19 protein-coding genes and 1 other RNA gene are annotated in these 18,742 nt (G+C 67.1%); 8 read left to right on the top strand and 12 right to left on the bottom strand.

The annotated features are described in order from the left end of the window. Positions 1 to 87: 87 nt before the first annotated feature. The 5 genes from rsmH to rsmI all read right to left on the bottom strand — a co-directional run bounded on the left by rsmH (position 88) and on the right by rsmI (position 4,002). Complete coding sequence (gene rsmH / locus TBD_RS00555) at positions 88 to 1,023, bottom strand: 16S rRNA (cytosine(1402)-N(4))-methyltransferase RsmH (protein WP_011310624.1); 936 nt, start codon at positions 1,021 to 1,023, stop codon at positions 88 to 90. After that, complete coding sequence (gene mraZ, locus TBD_RS00550) at positions 1,023 to 1,469, bottom strand: division/cell wall cluster transcriptional repressor MraZ (protein ID WP_011310623.1); 447 nt, start codon at positions 1,467 to 1,469, stop codon at positions 1,023 to 1,025. Before mraZ ends, rsmH begins: the two co-directional genes overlap by 1 nt. A gap of 254 nt (positions 1,470 to 1,723) precedes the next feature. Beyond that, an RNA gene (rnpB, locus tag TBD_RS14390) (RNase P RNA component class A) lies at positions 1,724 to 2,016 on the bottom strand. An 85-nt stretch (positions 2,017 to 2,101) separates the two neighbouring features. Continuing rightward, on the bottom strand, positions 2,102 to 3,136 hold the full coding sequence (gene pyrC, locus TBD_RS00545) for a dihydroorotase (protein WP_011310622.1): 1,035 nt from the start codon (positions 3,134 to 3,136) through the stop codon (positions 2,102 to 2,104). Then, the gene (gene rsmI, locus TBD_RS00540) at positions 3,133 to 4,002 is read right to left on the bottom strand and encodes a 16S rRNA (cytidine(1402)-2'-O)-methyltransferase (protein WP_049750199.1); all 870 of its coding nucleotides are present in this window, start codon (positions 4,000 to 4,002) and stop codon (positions 3,133 to 3,135) included. The genes pyrC and rsmI overlap by 4 nt, the downstream gene beginning before the upstream one ends. 16 nt (positions 4,003 to 4,018) lie before the next feature. Here rsmI and TBD_RS00535 point away from each other — a divergent pair, with 16 nt between their 5' ends. The 7 genes from TBD_RS00535 to TBD_RS00505 all read left to right on the top strand — a co-directional run bounded on the left by TBD_RS00535 (position 4,019) and on the right by TBD_RS00505 (position 8,857). After that, positions 4,019 to 4,369: a YraN family protein gene (locus TBD_RS00535; protein WP_041432826.1), complete on the top strand. Its 351-nt coding sequence runs from the start codon at positions 4,019 to 4,021 to the stop codon at positions 4,367 to 4,369. Between the two features lie 123 nt (positions 4,370 to 4,492). Next, a complete protein-coding gene (locus tag TBD_RS00530) occupies positions 4,493 to 5,086 on the top strand; it encodes a phosphoheptose isomerase (RefSeq protein ID WP_011310620.1) in 594 nt (197 codons plus the stop codon). Continuing rightward, the gene (locus TBD_RS00525; protein ID WP_011310619.1) at positions 5,083 to 5,655 is read left to right on the top strand and encodes a BON domain-containing protein; all 573 of its coding nucleotides are present in this window, start codon (positions 5,083 to 5,085) and stop codon (positions 5,653 to 5,655) included. Before TBD_RS00530 ends, TBD_RS00525 begins: the two co-directional genes overlap by 4 nt. Further along, positions 5,652 to 6,131 carry a D-glycero-beta-D-manno-heptose 1-phosphate adenylyltransferase gene (gene rfaE2 / locus TBD_RS00520; RefSeq protein ID WP_011310618.1) on the top strand — a complete coding sequence of 160 codons (480 nt, stop codon included), beginning with the start codon at positions 5,652 to 5,654 and terminating at the stop codon, positions 6,129 to 6,131. Before TBD_RS00525 ends, rfaE2 begins: the two co-directional genes overlap by 4 nt. 9 nt (positions 6,132 to 6,140) lie before the next feature. Next, entirely contained in the window at positions 6,141 to 7,604 is a 1,464-nt protein-coding gene (gene ubiD, locus TBD_RS00515) for a 4-hydroxy-3-polyprenylbenzoate decarboxylase (protein ID WP_011310617.1), read from the top strand. An 80-nt stretch (positions 7,605 to 7,684) separates the two neighbouring features. After that, entirely contained in the window at positions 7,685 to 8,245 is a 561-nt protein-coding gene (locus TBD_RS00510; RefSeq protein WP_011310616.1) for a bifunctional pyr operon transcriptional regulator/uracil phosphoribosyltransferase PyrR, read from the top strand. 75 nt (positions 8,246 to 8,320) lie between these two features. Then, on the top strand, positions 8,321 to 8,857 hold the full coding sequence (locus tag TBD_RS00505) for a glycine zipper 2TM domain-containing protein (protein ID WP_011310615.1): 537 nt from the start codon (positions 8,321 to 8,323) through the stop codon (positions 8,855 to 8,857). Between the two features lie 30 nt (positions 8,858 to 8,887). On the opposite strand, the gene dacB is transcribed toward TBD_RS00505, so the two are convergent. From dacB to TBD_RS00485, 4 genes are all read right to left on the bottom strand, one after another. Beyond that, positions 8,888 to 10,324, bottom strand: a complete 1,437-nt coding sequence (dacB, locus tag TBD_RS00500) for a D-alanyl-D-alanine carboxypeptidase/D-alanyl-D-alanine endopeptidase (RefSeq protein WP_041432150.1) — start codon at positions 10,322 to 10,324, stop codon at positions 8,888 to 8,890. Between the two features lie 52 nt (positions 10,325 to 10,376). Then, the gene (locus tag TBD_RS00495) at positions 10,377 to 12,017 is read right to left on the bottom strand and encodes an HDOD domain-containing protein (RefSeq protein WP_011310613.1); all 1,641 of its coding nucleotides are present in this window, start codon (positions 12,015 to 12,017) and stop codon (positions 10,377 to 10,379) included. 126 nt (positions 12,018 to 12,143) lie between these two features. Then, on the bottom strand, positions 12,144 to 13,172 hold the full coding sequence (locus TBD_RS00490; protein WP_011310612.1) for an SDR family oxidoreductase: 1,029 nt from the start codon (positions 13,170 to 13,172) through the stop codon (positions 12,144 to 12,146). Then, positions 13,172 to 14,452, bottom strand: a complete 1,281-nt coding sequence (locus TBD_RS00485; protein WP_011310611.1) for a nucleotide sugar dehydrogenase — start codon at positions 14,450 to 14,452, stop codon at positions 13,172 to 13,174. Before TBD_RS00485 ends, TBD_RS00490 begins: the two co-directional genes overlap by 1 nt. A 14-nt stretch (positions 14,453 to 14,466) precedes the next feature. Between TBD_RS00485 and TBD_RS00480 the strand changes: the two genes are divergently transcribed. Beyond that, positions 14,467 to 15,354 carry a S1 family peptidase gene (locus tag TBD_RS00480; protein ID WP_011310610.1) on the top strand — a complete coding sequence of 296 codons (888 nt, stop codon included), beginning with the start codon at positions 14,467 to 14,469 and terminating at the stop codon, positions 15,352 to 15,354. 19 nt (positions 15,355 to 15,373) lie between these two features. Here TBD_RS00480 and TBD_RS00475 read toward each other — a convergent pair whose 3' ends face one another. The 3 genes from TBD_RS00475 to TBD_RS00465 all read right to left on the bottom strand — a co-directional run bounded on the left by TBD_RS00475 (position 15,374) and on the right by TBD_RS00465 (position 18,575). Then, a complete protein-coding gene (locus TBD_RS00475) occupies positions 15,374 to 16,426 on the bottom strand; it encodes a phospholipase A (RefSeq protein ID WP_238376471.1) in 1,053 nt (350 codons plus the stop codon). An 8-nt stretch (positions 16,427 to 16,434) separates the two neighbouring features. After that, entirely contained in the window at positions 16,435 to 17,859 is a 1,425-nt protein-coding gene (locus TBD_RS00470) for an MBL fold metallo-hydrolase RNA specificity domain-containing protein (protein ID WP_011310608.1), read from the bottom strand. Between the two features lie 239 nt (positions 17,860 to 18,098). Further along, positions 18,099 to 18,575: a hypothetical protein gene (locus TBD_RS00465; RefSeq protein ID WP_011310607.1), complete on the bottom strand. Its 477-nt coding sequence runs from the start codon at positions 18,573 to 18,575 to the stop codon at positions 18,099 to 18,101. Positions 18,576 to 18,742: the final 167 nt, after the last annotated feature.

The following is an 18,742-nucleotide window of genomic DNA, read 5'->3' as shown; positions in this document are numbered from 1 at the left end:
TTCGGCGCCTGCAGCGTGCGGCGGCGCGGCGAGCGGGTAGACGCGGCAGCGCGACGCAGGAAGCCACGAGGGCGCGGGCCGCAGGACTCATGCGCCCGCCTCGGCGACGCGTTCGGCGACTCGCAGCACCGCGCTGCGCGCCCGCGGGTTGGCCGCGACCTCGGCGTCGCTCGCGTGCTGCGCGCGTCCGACCAGCCTCAGGCGGCCGGCCTTGAGCATCGCGGCGGGAATCGGCAGGCGCGGCGGCGCCTGCTCGCCGAGCGACTCGGTGCGCAGGAAGCGTTTGACGATGCGGTCTTCGAGCGAATGGAAGCTGATCACGGCGAGACGCCCGCCGGCACGCAGCCGCTCGACGCATTGCGGGAGCACAGCCTTCAGTTCCTCAAGTTCGCGATTGAGATAAATCCGTATAGCCTGGAAGCTGCGCGTCGCCGGATGCTGCCCCGGCTCGCGTTTCTTGACTGCCGCGGCGATGATGCCCGCGAGCTGGGCCGTGCTAGTGATCGCTTCTTTTTGCCGTGCTGCAACAAGCGCACGCGCAATCGGCTTAGCAAACCGCTCTTCCCCGTAGGTGCGGATGACTTCACTGATTTCTTCCTCCTCCGCCGTCGCCAGCCAGTCGGCCGCGGAGATACCGCTGCCGGGATCCATGCGCATGTCGAGCGGCGCGTCGAAACGGAAGCTGAATCCGCGCGCCGCGTCGTCGAGTTGCGGCGACGACACGCCGATATCGAGCAGGATCCCGTCGACCCGCGCAATCCCGAGCGCGTCGAGCACCTTGCCAAGGCGCGAAAATTCGCTTTGCCGCAGGGTCAGCCGCGGGTCGTCGAGGGCGGCGCCGGCGGCGATCGCCGCGGGATCGCGGTCGAGGGCGACGAGCCGCCCGAGCGTCCCGAGGCGCGCGAGGATCATGCGGCTGTGGCCGCCGCGGCCGAAGGTCGCGTCGACGTAGACGCCCTCGGGCTTGATCGCCAGCGCTGCCACCGCCTCCTGTGCCAGCACCGGCACATGGGCGGGCTCCATCACAACGTGAACCCCTCCAACTCCGAAGGCAGCGCTTCCTGGCTGAAACTCAGCGCCTGCGCGACCTGCGCTTCCCAGCGAGCCTCGTTCCACAACTCGACCTTGCTTCCCTGGCCGACGAGCACAACGTTCTTGTCGAGCTCGGCGAACTTGCGCAGCATCGGCGGCAGCAATACACGCCCCGCACTGTCCATGTCGATGTCGTGTGCGTAGCCGACGAGCAGTTGCTTGAGGCTGCGGGTACGCGGATTGAAATCGGAGAGGGCGGTGAGCTTCTTCTCGATCGGCTCCCACTCGGGCAGTGGATAGAGCAGCAGACATTGCCCCGGGTCAGCGGTCACGACGACACGCCCGGCGCCGTTGACGAGCAGCGCGTCGCGATAGCGCGCCGGCACGACGAGCCGGTTCTTGCTATCCAGACTGACGGTCGCGACACCCCGAAACATGTTCTCCCCGTATTGAAATTTGTGCGGCCTCGGCGGGGCGCATTCTCCCACAACCTCCCACCAATCACCACTTGGGCCCACTATAGGGGATAGTTTTGGGGGGGTCAAGCGCGTAAACGCAAAAAAATCCCTAAGTCTCAAGGACTTAGGGATGGGTGGGGGTTGTGGATAAGTTTCTGGAAAAACCGGCGCTTAGCGATGTGTTTTCTTCGCGTTTCGAGGAAAAACCGCTAAGGTATTGAAAAGGCTAGATGTGGGAAAGCGGGCCGATAAGCCGGGTTCTGTCGTGGGCAACCATTCCTCTAGGCGGGCCATTGCTGACCCGCTCAAGCCACCTACCCGCAGACTCGGCGAGCCGCGTCATCGTCTGCCTATTTGGTGTTGCTCCGGATGGAGGTTACCGCGTTTCACCGTAACTGAATACGCTCGTCTCTGTGGCCCTGTTCCTCGCCTCGCGGCGTCCGGCCGTTAGCCGGCATCCTGCTCTGTGGAGCCCGGACTTTCCTCTCCCACGCGTACGCATGGCAGCGGTTGCCTGGTCCGCTTTCCCGTGTCCATTATAGGCCCGCCTCGACCGGGGGCGCAGATTGCCTGCGCCGGCTTCGGCCAAGCTTTCGTCGCGGCGGGACCGCTCAGCCGACCACGCGCCAGCGCACCTTCTCGCCCGCCCGCAGAGGCACCAGCGCTTCGTCACCGAGCGCGAGGCGGGCCGGCACCTCCCAGGATTCGCGCCGTAAGGTGATCGATGCGGCGTTGCGCGGCAGCCCGTAGAAATCGGCGCCGTGGAAACTCGCGAAGGCTTCGAGCCTGTCGAGGGCACCGGCATCTTCGAACGCCTCGGCGTACAGTTCGATCGCCGCATGCGCCGAATAGACGCCCGCGCACCCGCAAGCGCTCTCCTTGGCGCCGATCGGGTGCGGCGCGGAATCGCTGCCGAGAAAGAATTTGGGATTGCCCGAGACCGCAGCGGCGACGAGCGCCTCGCGGTGCCGCTCGCGCTTCAGCACCGGCAGGCAGTAGAGATGGGGACGCAGGCCGCCGCGGAACATCGCATTGCGGTTGTAGAGCAGATGATGGACCGTGATCGTCGCCGCGACGTTGGACGGCGCCGTGCCGACGAACTCGACCGCCTGCCGCGTCGTGACGTGTTCGAGCACGATCTTCAGACGCGGAAAATCCTCCAGCAACTTCACCAGGTGTCGCTCGATGAACACGGCCTCGCGGTCGAACACGTCGACCTCGGGGTCGACGACTTCGCCGTGCAAAAGCAGCGGCAGGCCGACCTCCTCCATCGCCGCGATCGCGCCGTAGGCCTTGGTGAGTTCGGTGACGCCCGAGTCCGAGTTCGTCGTCGCCCCGGCCGGGTAGTACTTCACGGCGTGAACCAGGCCGCTCGCCTGCGCGCGGCGGATGTCGTCGGCCCGCGTATTGTCGGTGAGATAGAGCACCATCAGCGGTTCGAAGCCGGTTCCTGCCGACGCGGCGAGCAGGCGCTCGCGGTAGGCGAGGGCATCGGCGAGCGTCACGACCGGCGGTTTCAGATTCGGCATCGCGATCGCGCGGCCGAAGACGCGTGCGGTGTCGCCGATCACGCTCTGCATCGCGGCGCCGTCGCGGAAGTGGATGTGCCAGTCGTCGGGGCGGGTGATCGTGAGCGTGTCGGTCATGCGTCAGAACGGGGTTTCAGGGCCAGCGACATTTTATAGAGTTCGGCCTTGCTGCGTCCCGTGATCTGCGCGGCGAGCTTGGCCGCGAGCGTCGGCGGCAGCTCGGCCTGCAGGATGTCGAGAACGCGCATCGCCTCGGCGTCGACGGCGACCGCGCTCGACGGCGGATGGACGATGACGACGAATTCGCCGCGCACATTGTTGGGGTCCGCGGCGAGCCAGGCCGGCGCGTCGGCTAGCGGCAGATTGACAATGGTCTCGAAGCGCTTGGTCAGTTCGCGCGCGAGCGTGACGCCGCGCGCGCCGTCGAGCACGGCGACCATATCGGCGAGCGTCTCCTCGATACGATGGGGCGCCTCGTAGAACACGAGCGCGACCGGCAGTGCCGCGAGTGATTGCAACTGCGCGCGGCGCGGCCCCGGCTTGGGCGGCGGAAAGCCGTGAAACAGCCACGATCCCGACTCAAGGCCGGCCGCCGACAGCGCCGTCGTGACCGCCGACACGCCGGGAATCGGAACCACGCGCTGACCGGCGGCACGCACGGCCGCGACGAGCCGCGCGCCCGGATCGGAGACCGCGGGCGTTCCCGCGTCCGACACGTAGGCGACCGCATCGCCGGCAAGAATGCGGGCGACGACGCCCGCGGCGGCTTCGCGCTCGTTGTGCTCGCGAACGGAGATCAGCGGCTTGGAAATGTCGAAATGGGCGAGCAATTGCCCTGAGACGCGCGTATCCTCGGCCGCGACGCGGTCGACGCGCTTGAGGATGTCGAGCGCGCGCAGCGTGATGTCGCCGAGATTGCCGATCGGCGTCGCGACGACGTAAAGCCCGGGAAACAGCGGGGTAAGATGCGCACTTTCACTCATGCGCGCATTGTCGCAGATGTTGAAATCCCTGCTCGGACAATCCGGCGAGTCGCGCGCCGCAAGCTTTCTGCAAGCGCACGGTCTCAGACTCGTGACGCGCAACTGGCGCTGCCGTTTCGGCGAAATCGATCTCGTCATGCACGACGGCGCAGTCCTCGTGTTCGTCGAGGTGCGTGTGCGCAGCCGCGCCGACTTCGGCGGCGCCGCGGCGAGCGTGACGACCGCCAAGCAGAAGCGATTGCTCGCGGCGGCGCGCCAATATCTTGCGAACCTGAAGACCCTGCCACCCTGCCGCTTCGACGTCGTGGCGCTGAGCGGCGGCATGGAACCCGAATGGATCAGGAACGCGTTCGACGATGTAGGATAGAGCCGGCGCGCCCGCGGCCCGGCGAAACACGCGCCCGTCACGGGCTCGGTAGCGATGCCGGATGCCATCGACAGCCGCGGGTTCGCACAGCCGCGACGAAGCCAATTTAGACACCCGAACACCATGCCTTTACACGACAGAATCGTCGGCCATTTCCAGGCGTCGGCGCAGAGCAAGCTCGACGCTGCCGACGCGCTCGCGCCCCGCATCGAACAAGGCGCGCGCTTGCTCGTGCACAGCCTTGCGCAAGGCGGGAAGATTCTCGCCTGCGGCAACGGCGGATCGGCCGCCGACGCGCAGCATTTCGCTTCCGAGATGCTCAACCGCTTCGAGCAGGAGCGCCCCGGGCTCGCGGCGCTCGCGCTCACGACCGACACGTCGACGCTGACCTCGATCGCCAACGACTACGCCTACGACCAGGTGTTCGCGCGCCAAGTCAAGGCGCTCGGCCAGCCCGGCGACGTGCTGCTGGCGATCTCGACGAGCGGCAACTCCGCCAACGTGCTGCAGGCCGTCGCCGCCGCTCACGCCCGCAGCATGCAGGTCATCGCGCTGACAGGTCGCAGCGGGGGCGGTCTCGCCGAGCAGATCGACGACGGCGACGTCTGCATCTGCGTGCCGGCCGAGTCCACTGCACGCATCCAGGAAATCCATCTGCTGACCATCCATTGCCTCTGCGATGCGGTGGACAGCCTTTTATTAGGAGTCGAAGAATGAACAAGCTCGTTTATGGCGTATTGATCGGCGTCGCGCTGACGCAATTGCATGGCTGCGCCGCGACCCTCGCGGGGGGCGCGGCAGCCGGCACCGCGGCGGCGTTGGACCGTCGGACCGCGGGCGTATTCATCGGCGACCAGGAAATCGAGTTGCGCGCGATGAACCGTCTGCGCGAGGCGTTTGCGAAGGGGTCGGTGAGCATTTCGGCGACCAGTTTCAATCGCCAGGTGCTGCTGACCGGCCAGGTCTCCGACGAGGCCGCACGTGCCCGCGCGACCGAGGTCGTCAAGGGCGTTCCCGACGTGCGGACGGTGTTCAACGAACTGAGCGTCGGCGGGCTCAGCTCGCTGACGTCCGACGCGAGCGACGCCACACTGACGGGCAAGGTCAAGACCCGCCTGCTGCGCAGCGAGCGCGTGCCTGGCGCCAACGTCAAGGTCGTCAGCGAGGCCGGCGTCGTCTACCTGATGGGACTCGTCACCGACAGCGAGGCCCACGAGGCGACCGAGATCGCGCGCACGACGGCGGGCGTGACCAAGGTCGTGACCCTGTTCGAATACATCAAGTGACGCAACTCGCCTTCGAGCGCAAGCTCTGCGCGCCCGGCGAACTCGCCGCGCGCGTGGCGCAGTTGCCGCGGCCGCTCGTCTTCACCAACGGCTGCTTCGACATTCTGCACCGCGGGCACGTGACCTATCTCGCCGAGGCGCGCGCACTCGGGGGCGCGTTGATCGTCGGCGTGAACTCCGATGCGTCGGTGCGTCGCCAGGACAAGGGCAGCGGCCGCCCGATCAACGGGCTCGACGATCGCATGGCCCTGCTCGCGGCGCTCGAATCGGTGTCGCTCGTGACCTCGTTCGACGCGGACACACCGCTCGAACTGATCCTCCGGATCCGGCCGGACATCCTCGTGAAAGGCGGCGACTGGCCACACGAGCGGATAGTCGGCGCGTCGGAAGTCGAGGACTGGGGCGGCGCCGTCCATTCGATCCCTTTCCGGCACCAGACATCGACGACGGCGCTGCTGCAACGCATTCGCTCCTGAACGCCCGCAATGATCTATCACGACCTCCGAGACTTCGTCGCACAGCTCGAAAAAATGGGCGAGCTCAAGCGCATCGCCACCGAAGTCGATCCCCGCCTCGAAATGACCGAGATCGCCGACCGCGTGCTGCGTGCCGGCGGCCCGGCCCTGCTGTTCGAGCATCCGAAGGGGCACCGCGTGCCCGTGCTCGCGAACCTGTTCGGCACGGTCAAGCGCGTGGCGCTCGGCATGGGCGAGGACGATCCGGCGCGGCTGCGCGAGGTTGGCAAGCTGCTCGCTTACCTGAAGGAGCCCGAGCCGCCGAAGGGGCTGCGCGACGCCTGGGACAAATGGCCGGTGTTGAAGCAGGTGCTCAACATGGCACCGAAGGAGGTCCGCAGCGCGCCGTGCCAGGAAATGGTGTGGGAGGGCAAGGACGTCGACTTGTCGCGCCTGCCGATCCAGCACTGCTGGCCCGGCGACGTCGCGCCGCTGATCACCTGGGGGCTGACAGTCACGCGCGGCCCGCACAAGAAGCGGCAGAACCTCGGCATCTACCGGCAGCAGGTGATCGGACCGAACAAGCTCATCATGCGCTGGCTCGCGCACCGCGGCGGCGCGCTGGACTTCCGTGAGCATCAGCAGGCGCATCCCGGCGAGGCCTTTCCGGTCGCCGTCGCGCTCGGTGCCGACCCGGCGACGATCCTCGGCGCGGTGACGCCGGTGCCGGACACCCTCTCGGAATACCAGTTCGCGGGGCTCCTGCGCGGCGCTAAGACCGAGGTCGTGCGCTGCCTCGGCAATACGCTGCAGGTGCCGGCATCGAGCGAGATCGTGCTCGAAGGCGTGATCCATCCCGAAGAGACCGCCTTGGAAGGTCCGTACGGCGACCACACCGGCTACTACAACGAGCAGGAGACCTTCCCGGTCTTCACGGTCGAGCGCATCACGATGCGGCGCGATCCGATCTACCACAGCACCTACACCGGCAAGCCGCCCGACGAGCCGGCGATCCTCGGCGTCGCGCTCAACGAGGTCTTCGTGCCGCTCTTGCAGAAGCAGTTTCCCGAGATCGTCGATTTCTACCTGCCGCCCGAGGGCTGCTCGTACCGGATGGCGGTCGTGTCGATGAAGAAGGCCTATCCGGGCCACGCCAAGCGCGTGATGTTCGGCGTCTGGTCCTTCCTGCGCCAGTTCATGTACACCAAGTTCATCCTCGTCACCGACGACGACGTCGACGTGCGCGACTGGAAGGAAGTCATGTGGGCGCTGACGACGCGCGTCGACCCCGCGCGCGACACGCTGCTCGTCGAAAACACGCCGATCGACTACCTCGACTTCGCCAGCCCGGTGTCGGGGCTCGGCAGCAAGATGGGCATCGATGCGACGAACAAATGGCCCGGCGAAACCCAGCGCGAATGGGGCACGCCGATCACGATGGATGCCGCGGTCAAGGCGCGCGTCGACGCGATCTGGCAGGATCTCGGCCTCTAGATGAAACGCAGTGCGCACCCCCTCGCCGACGCTCGTTGCCGCCGGGACGCGCCCGGCGCGCCCGACCGAGGTCTAATCGGATGAGCGAAAAACCCGCAGGCAGGCGGACCTGCCTTTACAGCGCCGAGCAGTTGGAGGCGATCGTCAGGGACATGGCGCGCCAGACCGTCGGCCTGCTCGCCGGACGCAGCCGCGTCGCGCTGGTCGGAATCCTGCGGCGCGGTGCACCGCTCGCCGGCCGCCTGCACGCGCAGCTGCGCGACAACTGGGGCCGCGCCGACTGCGTCCGCTTCGACCTGCAGATCAAGCGCTACGCCGACGACCTCACCCTGCTCCACCCGGAGACGCAGCTGACCGAAAATCCCGCGCACGCCGCGATCGACCTGCGCGGACTGAGCGTCGTTATCGTCGACGACGTGATGTACCACGGCAACTCGATGCTGCGCGCGGTCGAATACCTCGCCCGTCGCGAGCCGGCCGAAATCCGCACCGCAGTGCTCGTCGACCGCGGCGTGACGACGCTGCCGGTGCGCAGCGACGTGGTCGGCGTACGCCTCGACGTCGCGCCTTCCGACATCATCGAGTGCAACGTTCCGCCCTACGAAGCCGATTTCCGGATCGATCTGCTGCAGCCCGCATAGTCCTGTGCCGCTCGCCCGCGCCGCGCGCTATGATCGAAATGGGAAGCCTCCCGTTCGCCATTGAGGAGAATAAGCATGAATAAATCGATGATGACAGGTGTGATCGCGGGCGCCGTTGCGGTAACCGCGATCGGCGGCGTCGCCGGCTATCGCGCGCTTGCGCAGCCGGAATTCGCCGAGGTCCTCGCGGTCGAGCCGGTCACGGAAACCCGCAAGACACCGCGCGAGGTCTGCTCGGACGTCGTCGTCAACGAGCAGGCGCCGGTCAAGGACCCGAACCGCATCGCCGGCACGGCGGTCGGCGCGATCGCCGGCGGCCTGCTCGGCAGCCAGGTCGGCGGCGGCAGCGGGCGCACCGTCGCGACCGTCGCCGGCGCAGCGGCCGGTGGCTACGCCGGTAACCAGATCCAGAAGGGGATGCAGGACAAGGACACGGTCAGCCGCACCGAGACCCGCTGCAAGACCGTCTACGACAGCCATACCGAAACGATCGGCTACGACGTCCGCTACCGGCTCGGCAAGGAAGAGGGACAGGTGCGCATGGAGCAGCGTCCCGGCGCGCGCATTCCGGTCAAGGACGGCAAGCTCCAGCTCGACGCCGCCGCGAGCTGACTCGTTGCCCTCCCGTTCCGCCGTGGCAGCTCAGGGCACTACCGCGCCGGCGGCATCCGACTGCACCCACTCGAGCAAAGCGCGCTGCGCGGCCTCGCTGCGGCGCGCTTGGGCGTGGTTGACGAGCATGACGAAGCTCCAGCGTTCGCCGCGCACGTCGACGACGTAGCCCGCGAGCGCACTCACGTCGCGCAGCGTGCCGGTCTTCAGGTGCGCGTTGCCCGCCAGTGGGCTGCCGTTGAAACGGCGCTTGAGCGTACCGTCGATCGCGACGATCGGCAGCGCCGACTCGAATTCGGCGAACAGCGGGCTGCGATAGGCGGCGCGCAACAACTGGGTCAGCGCCGCTGCACTCAGGCGTTCGATCCGTGACAGCCCTGCGCCGTTCTCGATCACCAGCTTGCGCGTCGATATGCCGCGGCGCGTCAGCGACGCGCGCACCGCGTCGGCGGCTTTTTCCGGCGTGGCCGGGGGGCCGTAGGCCTCGGCGCCGAGGGTCAGGAAGAGGTTGCGCGTCATCAGGTTGTTGGAATACTTGTTGAGGCGGACGAGCGCCTCGGTCAGCGGTTCCGACGCGAAGCGCAGCGCGGGCGCCGAGGCCGGTACCGCGCCGAAGACCGTCGCGCCGTCGATGCGCCCGCCCGACTCGGCCCAGAGCCCGCGAAACATAAAATCGAAGGTCGTCGCCGGTTCGAACAGATTCAGCGACAGCGACCGCTCGCCGCACGCGGCGGCGTAGCGCCCGCCAAAAACGAGGGCCCGCCCGCCCTCGACGGTAAAGCGCGGCTCGATGCCGTCGCTCCAGCCGTCGCACCCGGCCTCGTCGCTCAGCACAAGTTCCGAACTCAGATCGACGCCGGGCAGGGCAACGTCCGGAACGACGCGCACCGTCTCGCCGTTTGGCCGCAGATGCACCGTGATGGCGTTGAAGTTCGCCACCAGCGGCCCCGGTAGCGCGTTGTACAAGGCCAGCGGTTCGCCGTCGAACGCACCGGGATCGAGTTCGGGAAGAACGAAATAGCCCGTATCGAGCACGAGCCGCCCGCGAACCTGCGACACCCCGCGTGCGCGCAGTGCGCGCTGCAGCAACCACATGCGCTCGAGCGTGAGCGTCGGGTCGCCGCGCCCCTTGACGACGAGATCGCCGCCGAGAACCCCGTGCGCGACCGGGCCGTCCAGCCACAGCTCGGTCGTCCAGCGGTAGCCCGGGCCGAGCTGGTCGAGCGCCGCAAAGCTCGTCACGAGTTTCATCACCGAAGCGGGATTGAGCGCAGCCTCGGCGTTGTGGCTGAGCAGCGGCTGTTCGGCGTCGAGCTTCTGCACGACGACGGCGACGCGCTCGCGCGGAATCCCGGCCGTGTCGAGCGCAGCGACGAAGCCCTCGGGCAACTCCGCGGCGGGGACGGAGGAGAAGGCCCCTGCAAGCAGCAGGCCGATCAGCAGAGGGAAAACGCGGCGCGACGGCATCACAGCATTATGCCGAATTCGGCCGGCCATCCCGGCAGCGGGAGGCGCAGCCCTACACCGACTGGCGGATGGCGAGTACGGCCTGGTTGCGCAGGGACTTCAGCAGCGACAATTCCTTTTCCGGGATCGTGATGTCGCCGGGGCGCGCGCGGTCGGCGTAAATCAGCCCCACGGCCTTGCCGCGGACGATGATCGGAAAGAGCGCGAAGGTGTGTGCCGCGACGCGCGCGCGATACCAGGCGGGGATGCGCGTCGCGATCTTGGCGTCGTCGATGTCGGTAATGAGGATGTCCGCGTTCTGCTGCAGGGCGACCAGAAAGACGTCCGCCGGCGCCGTGAGCGGAAAGTCGAAGGCCCTGATCAGGTCCTGCACGCCGTCGCCGAAACCGAACTTGCCGCACATCGCATTGCGACGCCCATCCTTGATGCACAGCACGACGTGGTCGAAGCCCATGCCGGTATACATCGCCTCGAGAATCATGCGCAGGATGTCGTTGATCGACACGTTGTCGTCGATCAGGGAATTGCCGACGTCCTGCAGCCCCGAGCTGAGCGCGGCCTGGATTTCAGCGCTGCTGCGCGGTGCACTCTCGGGCACGGCCGCGGACGCGTCGTCGAGTATCGGCGCGTGCTCGTGCAGCATCGTCGACTCGAGCGCGGCGCGGTCGTCGGCGCTGGCGGACGGATCGGTGGACGCCGCCGGCATGCGCACGCCGGCCCATTTCGACGCCTGCTGGGCGAAATCGCTCTGCTTGAGGTTCACATTCACGGCGAGGGCGAATTGCGCGAAGTCGTGCATCGACTTTTCCATCACCTCGGCGAGTTGTTCGACGCCGATCGGCACGACGTCGCTGAAACGCCCGGTGATCTTCGCCAGCGCCTTGCCGCGTTCGCTGTCGGGGGTGTCGAGGATGGCTTCACACAAGGCATTGGAAAACCCGGCGAGCGCGCGCAGGCGGTCGGCGCCGGCGGTGCTTCGCCTGAGCTTGCCTTCCGGAAGTTTCTTCATGCTCTGCACGAGCTGATCGGGGAAACCCCAGCTGCGCGCGATGCCGATGCCGAGGTTTTCGAACGAGACGCCGAGCACTTCGCTCGACACCCGGCTGTCGCCGAGCCCCTCGGCCGCGATCCGTTCCTCGATCTGCGCGGTTTCCGCGGGAAAGTAGAACATCGCCAGCATGCGCCCGAGCTTGTGCAGCATCGCGCCGATGAACGCCTCTTCGACGTCGGCCACCTGCGCCTTGCCCGCCATTTCGCGCGCCAGCATCCCGGCGTAGAGCAGCTTGACGAACTCTTCCTTGAGCTGCTGTGCGTGCGCCTTGTTTTCGAGGTTGTCGAACAGGATGAGGCTCAGCGCGATCGAGCGCACGGCGTCGAAACCGAGGATCACGACCGCACGCGAGATCGTGCTGATCGAGCCGCCGCCGACCTGGTTGTAGAACGCGACGTTGGCGAGCCGCAAGAGCTTGTTGGTGAGCGCGAAGTCCTTGAGGATGTTGTTCGACAGCTCGTTGACCCCCTCGCGATCCGACGCGGCGATGCGGTTGATCGCACCGATCGCCTCGGACAGCGCAGGGAAGTCGCTTTCGCTGCGCATGCGGCGCAGCAGGATGTCGAGCGCGCTCTGGCGAAACGGCAGGCCGGGATCGTCCAGCGCCGTTTCTTCGGCGGGGTGCGGGTCAGCGGGAGGCAAGGCTTGGGTCACCTGCTTTTAGCGGTTCGAAACTCGCCGGCTTGAGGCTCCCGGGGACGAATTTGCCGGCGCCTGCCGCGTCGCCCGGCACGCCCGGACGCGTAAGGATTGAATGACGGGTTGGGCTTAGGCGAGGTCCTGCACGTACCAGTCCATCGCCTCGGCGAGGCCGTCTGCGATGCGATGGCTCGGCGCGTAGCCGAGCCGCGTGCGCGCCTTGGAAATGTCGGCAAGCGAATGACGCACGTCGCCCGAGCGGAAGTCACGGTAGACCGGCTTCACGTCGGCGAGATGGGGGAAGCGCGGCGCCAGCAGCGAGCGGATCGCCTCGAACAATTCGTTGAGCGTCGTGCGGTCGCCGACCGCGATGTTGTAGACCTGGTTCGCGGCGTCGGCGTGCGGGCTCGTCGCGGCGAGCAGGTTGGCCTGGATGACGTTGTCGATGTAGCAGAAGTCGCGGCTGGTCTCGCCGTCGCCGTTGATGTAGACCGGCTCGCCGTGGATCATGCTGGCGACCCATTTCGGGATGACGGCGGCGTACGCGCCCTGGGGATCCTGACGGCGGCCGAAGATGTTGAAATATCTGAGGCCGATCGACTCCATGCCATAGCAGCGGCCGAACACGTCGGCGTAGAGCTCGTTCACGAGCTTGGTCACCGCGTACGGCGACAGCGGCTTGCCGATGATGTCCTCGACCTTGGGCAGCGCCGGGTGGTCGCCGTAGGTCGAGCTCGATGCGGCGTAGACGAAACGCTTGACCCGGGCGTCGCGCGCCGCAACCAGCATGTTGAGAAAGCCGGTGTTGTTGGCGGCGTGGGTCGAGATCGGATCCTCGATCGAACGCGGCACCGAGCCGAGGGCGGCCTGATGCAGTACGTAGTCGACGCCCTTGCAGGCGTCATGACAGGTGATGAGGTCGCGGATGTCGCCGCGCTTGAAGCTCAGGTTCGCCCAGCGTGCAGGGCCGACGCTCGCCTGCACCTGCGCGAGGTTCTTTTCGTGCCCGGTGGCGAAGTTGTCGAGGCCGACGACACGCTGATCGAGCCTCAGCAGGGCTTCGACGAGATTGCTGCCGATGAAGCCGGCGGCCCCCGTCACCAGCCAGGTCTTCGGTTCGGCCACGAGCTCAGCCTTGAGCGCGTCGAACGCGGACATCAGAGCCTCCATAGGGCGAAGCCCGCGGCTTCCACGGTCGCCGGGTCATACGCCGACTTGACGTCGGTGAAGGTGCCGCCCTTCTTCAGGGTCGCGGTCAGTTCCGCGAACGGCTTGTCGAGGTAGGCGGCATGCGAGACCGCGGCGACGAGCGCGTCGCACGCCGGCAGCTCCTCCCACGCGGTGAGGCCGATCCCGTATTCGTGTTCGGCCTCCTTCGACTCGCCGAGCGGATCGTGGACGTGCACCTCGCAGCCGAAGGATTGCAGCTCGCGGATGACGTCGACGACCTTGGAATTGCGCAGGTCGGGACAGTTTTCCTTGAACGTGAGCCCGAGCACGTTGACCTTGGCGCCCTTGACCTGGACACCGCCGGCGATCATTTTCTTCACCGTTTCCTGGGCGACGTAGGCGCCCATGCCGTCGTTGATGCGGCGGCCGGCGAGGATGACCTGCGGGTGGTAGCCGAGCATGTCGGCCTTGTGCGTCAGGTAGTAGGGGTCGACGCCGATGCAGTGGCCGCCGACGAGGCCCGGGCGGAAGGGCAGGAAGTTCCACTTGGTTCCGGCGGCCTTCAACACCTCGAGCGTGTCGATGCCCAGGCGGTGGAAGATCAGCGAGAGTTCGTTCATGAGCGCGATATTGAGGTCGCGCTGCGTGTTCTCGATGACCTTGGCCGCTTCGGCGACCTTGATCGAACTCGCGCGGTGCACGCCGGCCGTGATCACGCTGCCGTAGAGCTCGGCGACCTTGTCGAGGGTCGCCGCGTCGTCGCCCGAGACGACCTTGACGATCCGGGTGATCGTCCTTTCCTTGTCGCCGGGGTTCACGCGCTCGGGCGAGTAGCCGACGTGGAAGCCGTGGCGCCACGTCATGCCCGAATTCTTCTCGAGAATCGGGATGCAGACCTCCTCGGTGGCGCCGGGGTAGACTGTCGATTCGTAGATCACCGTCGCGCCTTTTTTCATGTGTTTGCCGACCGTGGTCGACGCGCCGACGAGCGGGGAGAAATCCGGGATATGCGCCGCGTCGACCGGGGTCGGTACCGCGACGACGATGAAATCGGCCTCGGCCAGCGCGGCCGGGTCGGTCGTCACGGTGAGATGCGTCGCCGCCTTGAGGTCGTCCGACGACACTTCGCCGGTGGGGTCGCAGAATCGACGGTAGTGCTCGATTTTTTCGCGTGAAAGGTCAAAACCGACAGTGCGCGTCTTCTTGCCGAATTCCACCGCCAAGGGCAGGCCGACGTAGCCCAGCCCGACAACCGCAACAACGCTCATGCTTGGATTCCCCTATGAATAGACTGTCCCTGCTGCCGCCCGGATTGTATCGAATTTGCCCGCGCCTTCCGCGACGGCCTGCGCGCCGGGCTGGACGATGGGCGAGCAAGCTGCATTCCAGCGTCGCGCTGATCCTGCTCGCGACCGCGCTCCCGGTCGAGGCCGACGTGGCCGACACGGTCGCCAAGGTCAAGCCCGCCGTCGTCGGCGTCGGCACCTTCCAGCCGACGGGCCGGCCGCGCGCCAACCTGCTCGGCACCGGTTTCGCCGTGCTCGACGGCCGCCACGTCGTGTCGTGCGCGCACATTTTCGCCAAGCCGCTCGACACCGAGAAAAAAGCCGTCCACGCCGTTTTCATCGGCCGCGACCGGCAGATGGCGGTGCGCAGCGCCCGCCTCGTCGCGACCGACAGCGCGCGCGATCTCGCCCTGCTCCGGATCGACGGCGCCCCGCTGCCGACCCTCAAGCTCGGCGACTCGGCGCGCGCACGCGAAGGCTGGCAACTCTACTTCACCGGCTATCCGATCGGTTCCATACTCGGGCTCAACGCCTCGACCCATCGCGCCGGGCTCGCCGCGATCGTTCCGATATTCACGCCGATGCAAAGTGCCGACCAGCTCAATGCGCGCACCCTGAAGCAGGCGCGCGACGCCTACGAGGTATTCGAGCTCGACGCGATCGCCTACCCCGGAAACAGCGGCAGCCCGGTCTGGCACCCGGAGACGGGGGAGGTGCTCGGCGTGCTCAATTCGGTCTACGTCAAAGGCGCGAAGGAAGCCGCGCTGTCGACGCCGAGCGGCATCAGCTACGCGATTCCGGTGAGCTACGTGCACGCGCTGCTGAAGCGCGCCGCGCTCGACGCAGCCGAGCCCAACGCATCCGAGCCCAACGCATCCGAGTAGTCCGCGCCGTGCGCGCGGCCTACATGCCCTCGGCCAGGCTGAAGCCGAAACCGAGCGACTGTTGGCGGTGGTTGTAGTCGATCAGCGACTCGCCGTAGCCGTTGAAATACTGCACGTAGCCTTTCAGCCGGCCGTGCAGCGGAAAGCTCCAGCTGAGTTCGAACGCGCCGCGATTGTCGGAGCGCTTGAAATTGTTACGCAGCAGGAGCGAATAGGCGTTGCGGCCCTTGCGGTAGACCGCGAGCAGGTCGCCGTGGCCCATGTAGTCCTCGATGTTCGGGTTGTCGTCTTCGTCATGTTCGGGCAGCCGATACCAGGGCCGGATCAGCAGCGCGAGGTTGTCGCGCTCGAAACCGAATTGCGCGTAGACCCGATTCCAGCTGCGCGACAGGTCCTCGCCACGGCCGTTCGACTGGTGCGACAGGCCGAGGTTGATGAAACGCCCGCGAAACCCGGCGATGTCGTAGTCGGTTCGAAACACCAGCATCGCCTCGGGCTCGTAGTTGGTCTCCCTGAACGGCGATGAGATCGTGCCGTTGTAGGCCTGCCAGAACGAGCTCGCGGTATAGCCGAACCAGAGGTCGACATTGTCGTAGCCGAAGACGCCTTCCATCCCCTTGATCTTGAAGCTGAGCTGCACTTCGGTCTCGATTGAATCAAGGCCGAGGTCGGAATGCGAAAAGGTGTCGCGGAAAGGCGTGTCGTTGGGCCGCGTGCTGTACTTGAGCGGCAGGAAATAGTTGGGGCGATGCGGGCGGAATAGGAAGGCGCCCTGCTTGGCCTCGTCGTCGAGTTCCCAGTGACGCGAGAGCGCCGAGAGCAGGCTCGGCGCATCCGCGGGCTGGGCCTCGGCGACCGGCGCCGGTTCCATCGCGATTCCGTCCGCGGCGGGCGTCGCCGCGGCCTCTGCCTCGGGCACGCGCCCCGACACGCGGTCGTAACAGGCAAGGCGGTCGACGTCGGCAGGGATCGCGCTGCAGCCCTCCCAGTCGGCGACCGAGGCGGCGAAAGCGGGACCCGCGAGCGCAAGCGCGAGCGGGAGGACTGCCAGGGAAAGTGCGGGAGGTTTCATCTTCATCTCTAGTCCAGAACGACGCTGCGGCCCCCGGTCGGGGCGATCGCATCCCAGCCGAACTGCGTGGCGATCGTCGCGGCGAAGCCGGTCGCGACGTCTTCCTCGCCGTGGACGACGAAGACGCGACGCGGTTTGTTGGTGAAATGCCCGAGCCAGCCGAGCAGGGCGCTGCGGTCGGCGTGGGCCGAGAGGCCGCCGAGCGTGTAGATATCGGCGCGCACCTTGATGTCCTCGCCGAGCAGACGGACCTGCTTCGCGCCGTCGACGAGCCTGCGGCCGAAGGTGCCGGCCGCCTGGAAGCCGGTGATGAGCACGCTCGACTCGCGCCGCCCGAGGTTGGCGCGCAGGTGGAACTTGATGCGCCCGGCTTCGCACATGCCGCTCGCCGAGACGATGACGGCGCCGCCCTTGATGCGGTCGAGCGCCTTCGATTCCTCGACGTCCTCGACGAAACCGAGCTTGCGGAAATGCGCGGTGCCGCCGTGGCGGCCCATGAGCCGATGCGTCTCGGCGTCGAGCAAGGCCATGTGCTTGAAGGTGATCTCGGTCGCCGCGGTCGCCATCGGCGAATCGACGAACACCGTGAGTTTGGGAATCCGCCCCTGGCGGCTCAGGTCGGCGAACAGATAAAGCATGTCCTGCGTGCGGCCGACCGCGAAGGCGGGGACGACGACGTTGCCGCCCTTGCGCTCGAGCGTGTCGTTGATCGCCTCGACGAGCTCGTCTTCGGTCGCTGCCATCGTCTTGTGATCGCGGTTGCCGTAGGTCGACTCCACCACCAGGTAGTCGGCGTCCGTGATCGGCGTCGGGTCGTGCAGCAGCGGGCGCGCCGGCTGGCCCAGATCGCCCGAAAACACGAGTTTGCGCCGCTTCGCGCCCTCGCCGATCCACAGCTCGACGATGGCCGAGCCGAGGATGTGGCCGGCGTCGCGAAATTTGCAGCGCACAGCCGGGTGAGGCGCGATTTCGAGATCGTAGTCGACGCCGTTCAGCCGGGCGAGCGCGGCGCGCGCCTCGGCGACCGTATACAGCGGCGCCGTGTCGCGCGCGGTCTCGCCATTGGCCTCGCGCCTCGCCGACTCGCCGAAGCGGTCGACGCGCGCGTACTCGGCCTCCTTTTCCTGGATGTGGGCTGAATCCGGCAGCATCACGGCGAGCAGGTCGCAGGTCGCCCGGGTCGCGTGCACGGGCCCGCGGTAGCCGTCGGCGACCAGCCGCGGCAACAGGCCGGAATGGTCGATGTGGGCGTGGGTCAGGATGACGAAGTCGAGCGCCGCCGGGTCGAAGCCGAACGGACGGCGGTTTTTTTCGCGCGCCTCGCGCCCGCCCTGGAACATCCCGCAGTCGACCAGAAAGCGCACGCCGTCGGCCTCGACGAGGTAGCTCGAGCCCGTCACCTCGTGGGCCGCGCCGAGAAAAGTCAGTTTCATGCTCGTGGGTGCCTCCCCCGCACCGCGTCCATGCTGCCAGCCATGGTAGAGAGGTTTGCGCTCGCCAACGTTTTTTTCGCCCCGATCGACGCCGTGCGACCCGGCCTTGTCCTACGTGCGACGGAACGCGTAGCGCCCGTGAGCTCGGCGCCCGCTGCCCCCGCGGCGTACGAGCCGGGTCGCGGCGCCACCCGTCGCCTGGCCCGGGCACGCGTCAGCATGCTCGTCATGCGGCGCGCTCAGTGCGCCGCCGCGAGCGGCTGCGGGCGGATCTGATAGCCGGCATGGCAGCTCACGCATTTTTGCAGGGTGGCCGACAACTGCTGGAGACTGTGACGCGGGTCCTTCATGCTCTCGGCGTCGAGGGCCAGCGCGTCGAAGTCGCGATGCACGGTGAACCCGAGTTGGCGGAACGCCTGGGGCAGCTTCTCGCGCAGTGCCGGAGGAACGTCGTGCGTCATCTTGACACCCAGTTCGCGCGCTTCGGTGGCCACCGCGGCCATGTCCTCGCGAGCCAAAGCGCCGGTCAGCTTCTCGACGCCGACGAGGAAGAGGCGCATCTCCTCGAGGATCATCGCCCGCTCCGTCTCGCTCAGCGCGAGCACGGCGCGGCGGTCTTCGGTTGGGGCTGCATGGTGGGAATGGGCGTCGGCCGCGACGGCCGCCGTCGCCTCGATGCCCAGGACGAGGGCGAGTACGAGACTTGCTGATTTCATTGCTTCTCCTCGGAATTGACTTGAATGCCCCCTGGCTGCGGCCGACGTAGTATGCGCGCCGAACGCGCTCCGGCTCGCCCATCGCTCCTGCCTTCCGGCGTCGCAGGTGCCGCGCCAAGATAGTAATCGGATACTGACTTTCTGTCGTGCGTCCTGGTTCCGCTAAA

Source organism: Thiobacillus denitrificans ATCC 25259, from assembly GCF_000012745.1.
In the GTDB taxonomy this organism is placed as follows: Bacteria; Pseudomonadota; Gammaproteobacteria; order Burkholderiales; family Thiobacillaceae; genus Thiobacillus; species Thiobacillus denitrificans_B.
The sequence above is the reverse complement of the archived record's forward strand: the minus strand, read 5'-3'. Positions and strand labels throughout refer to the sequence as shown.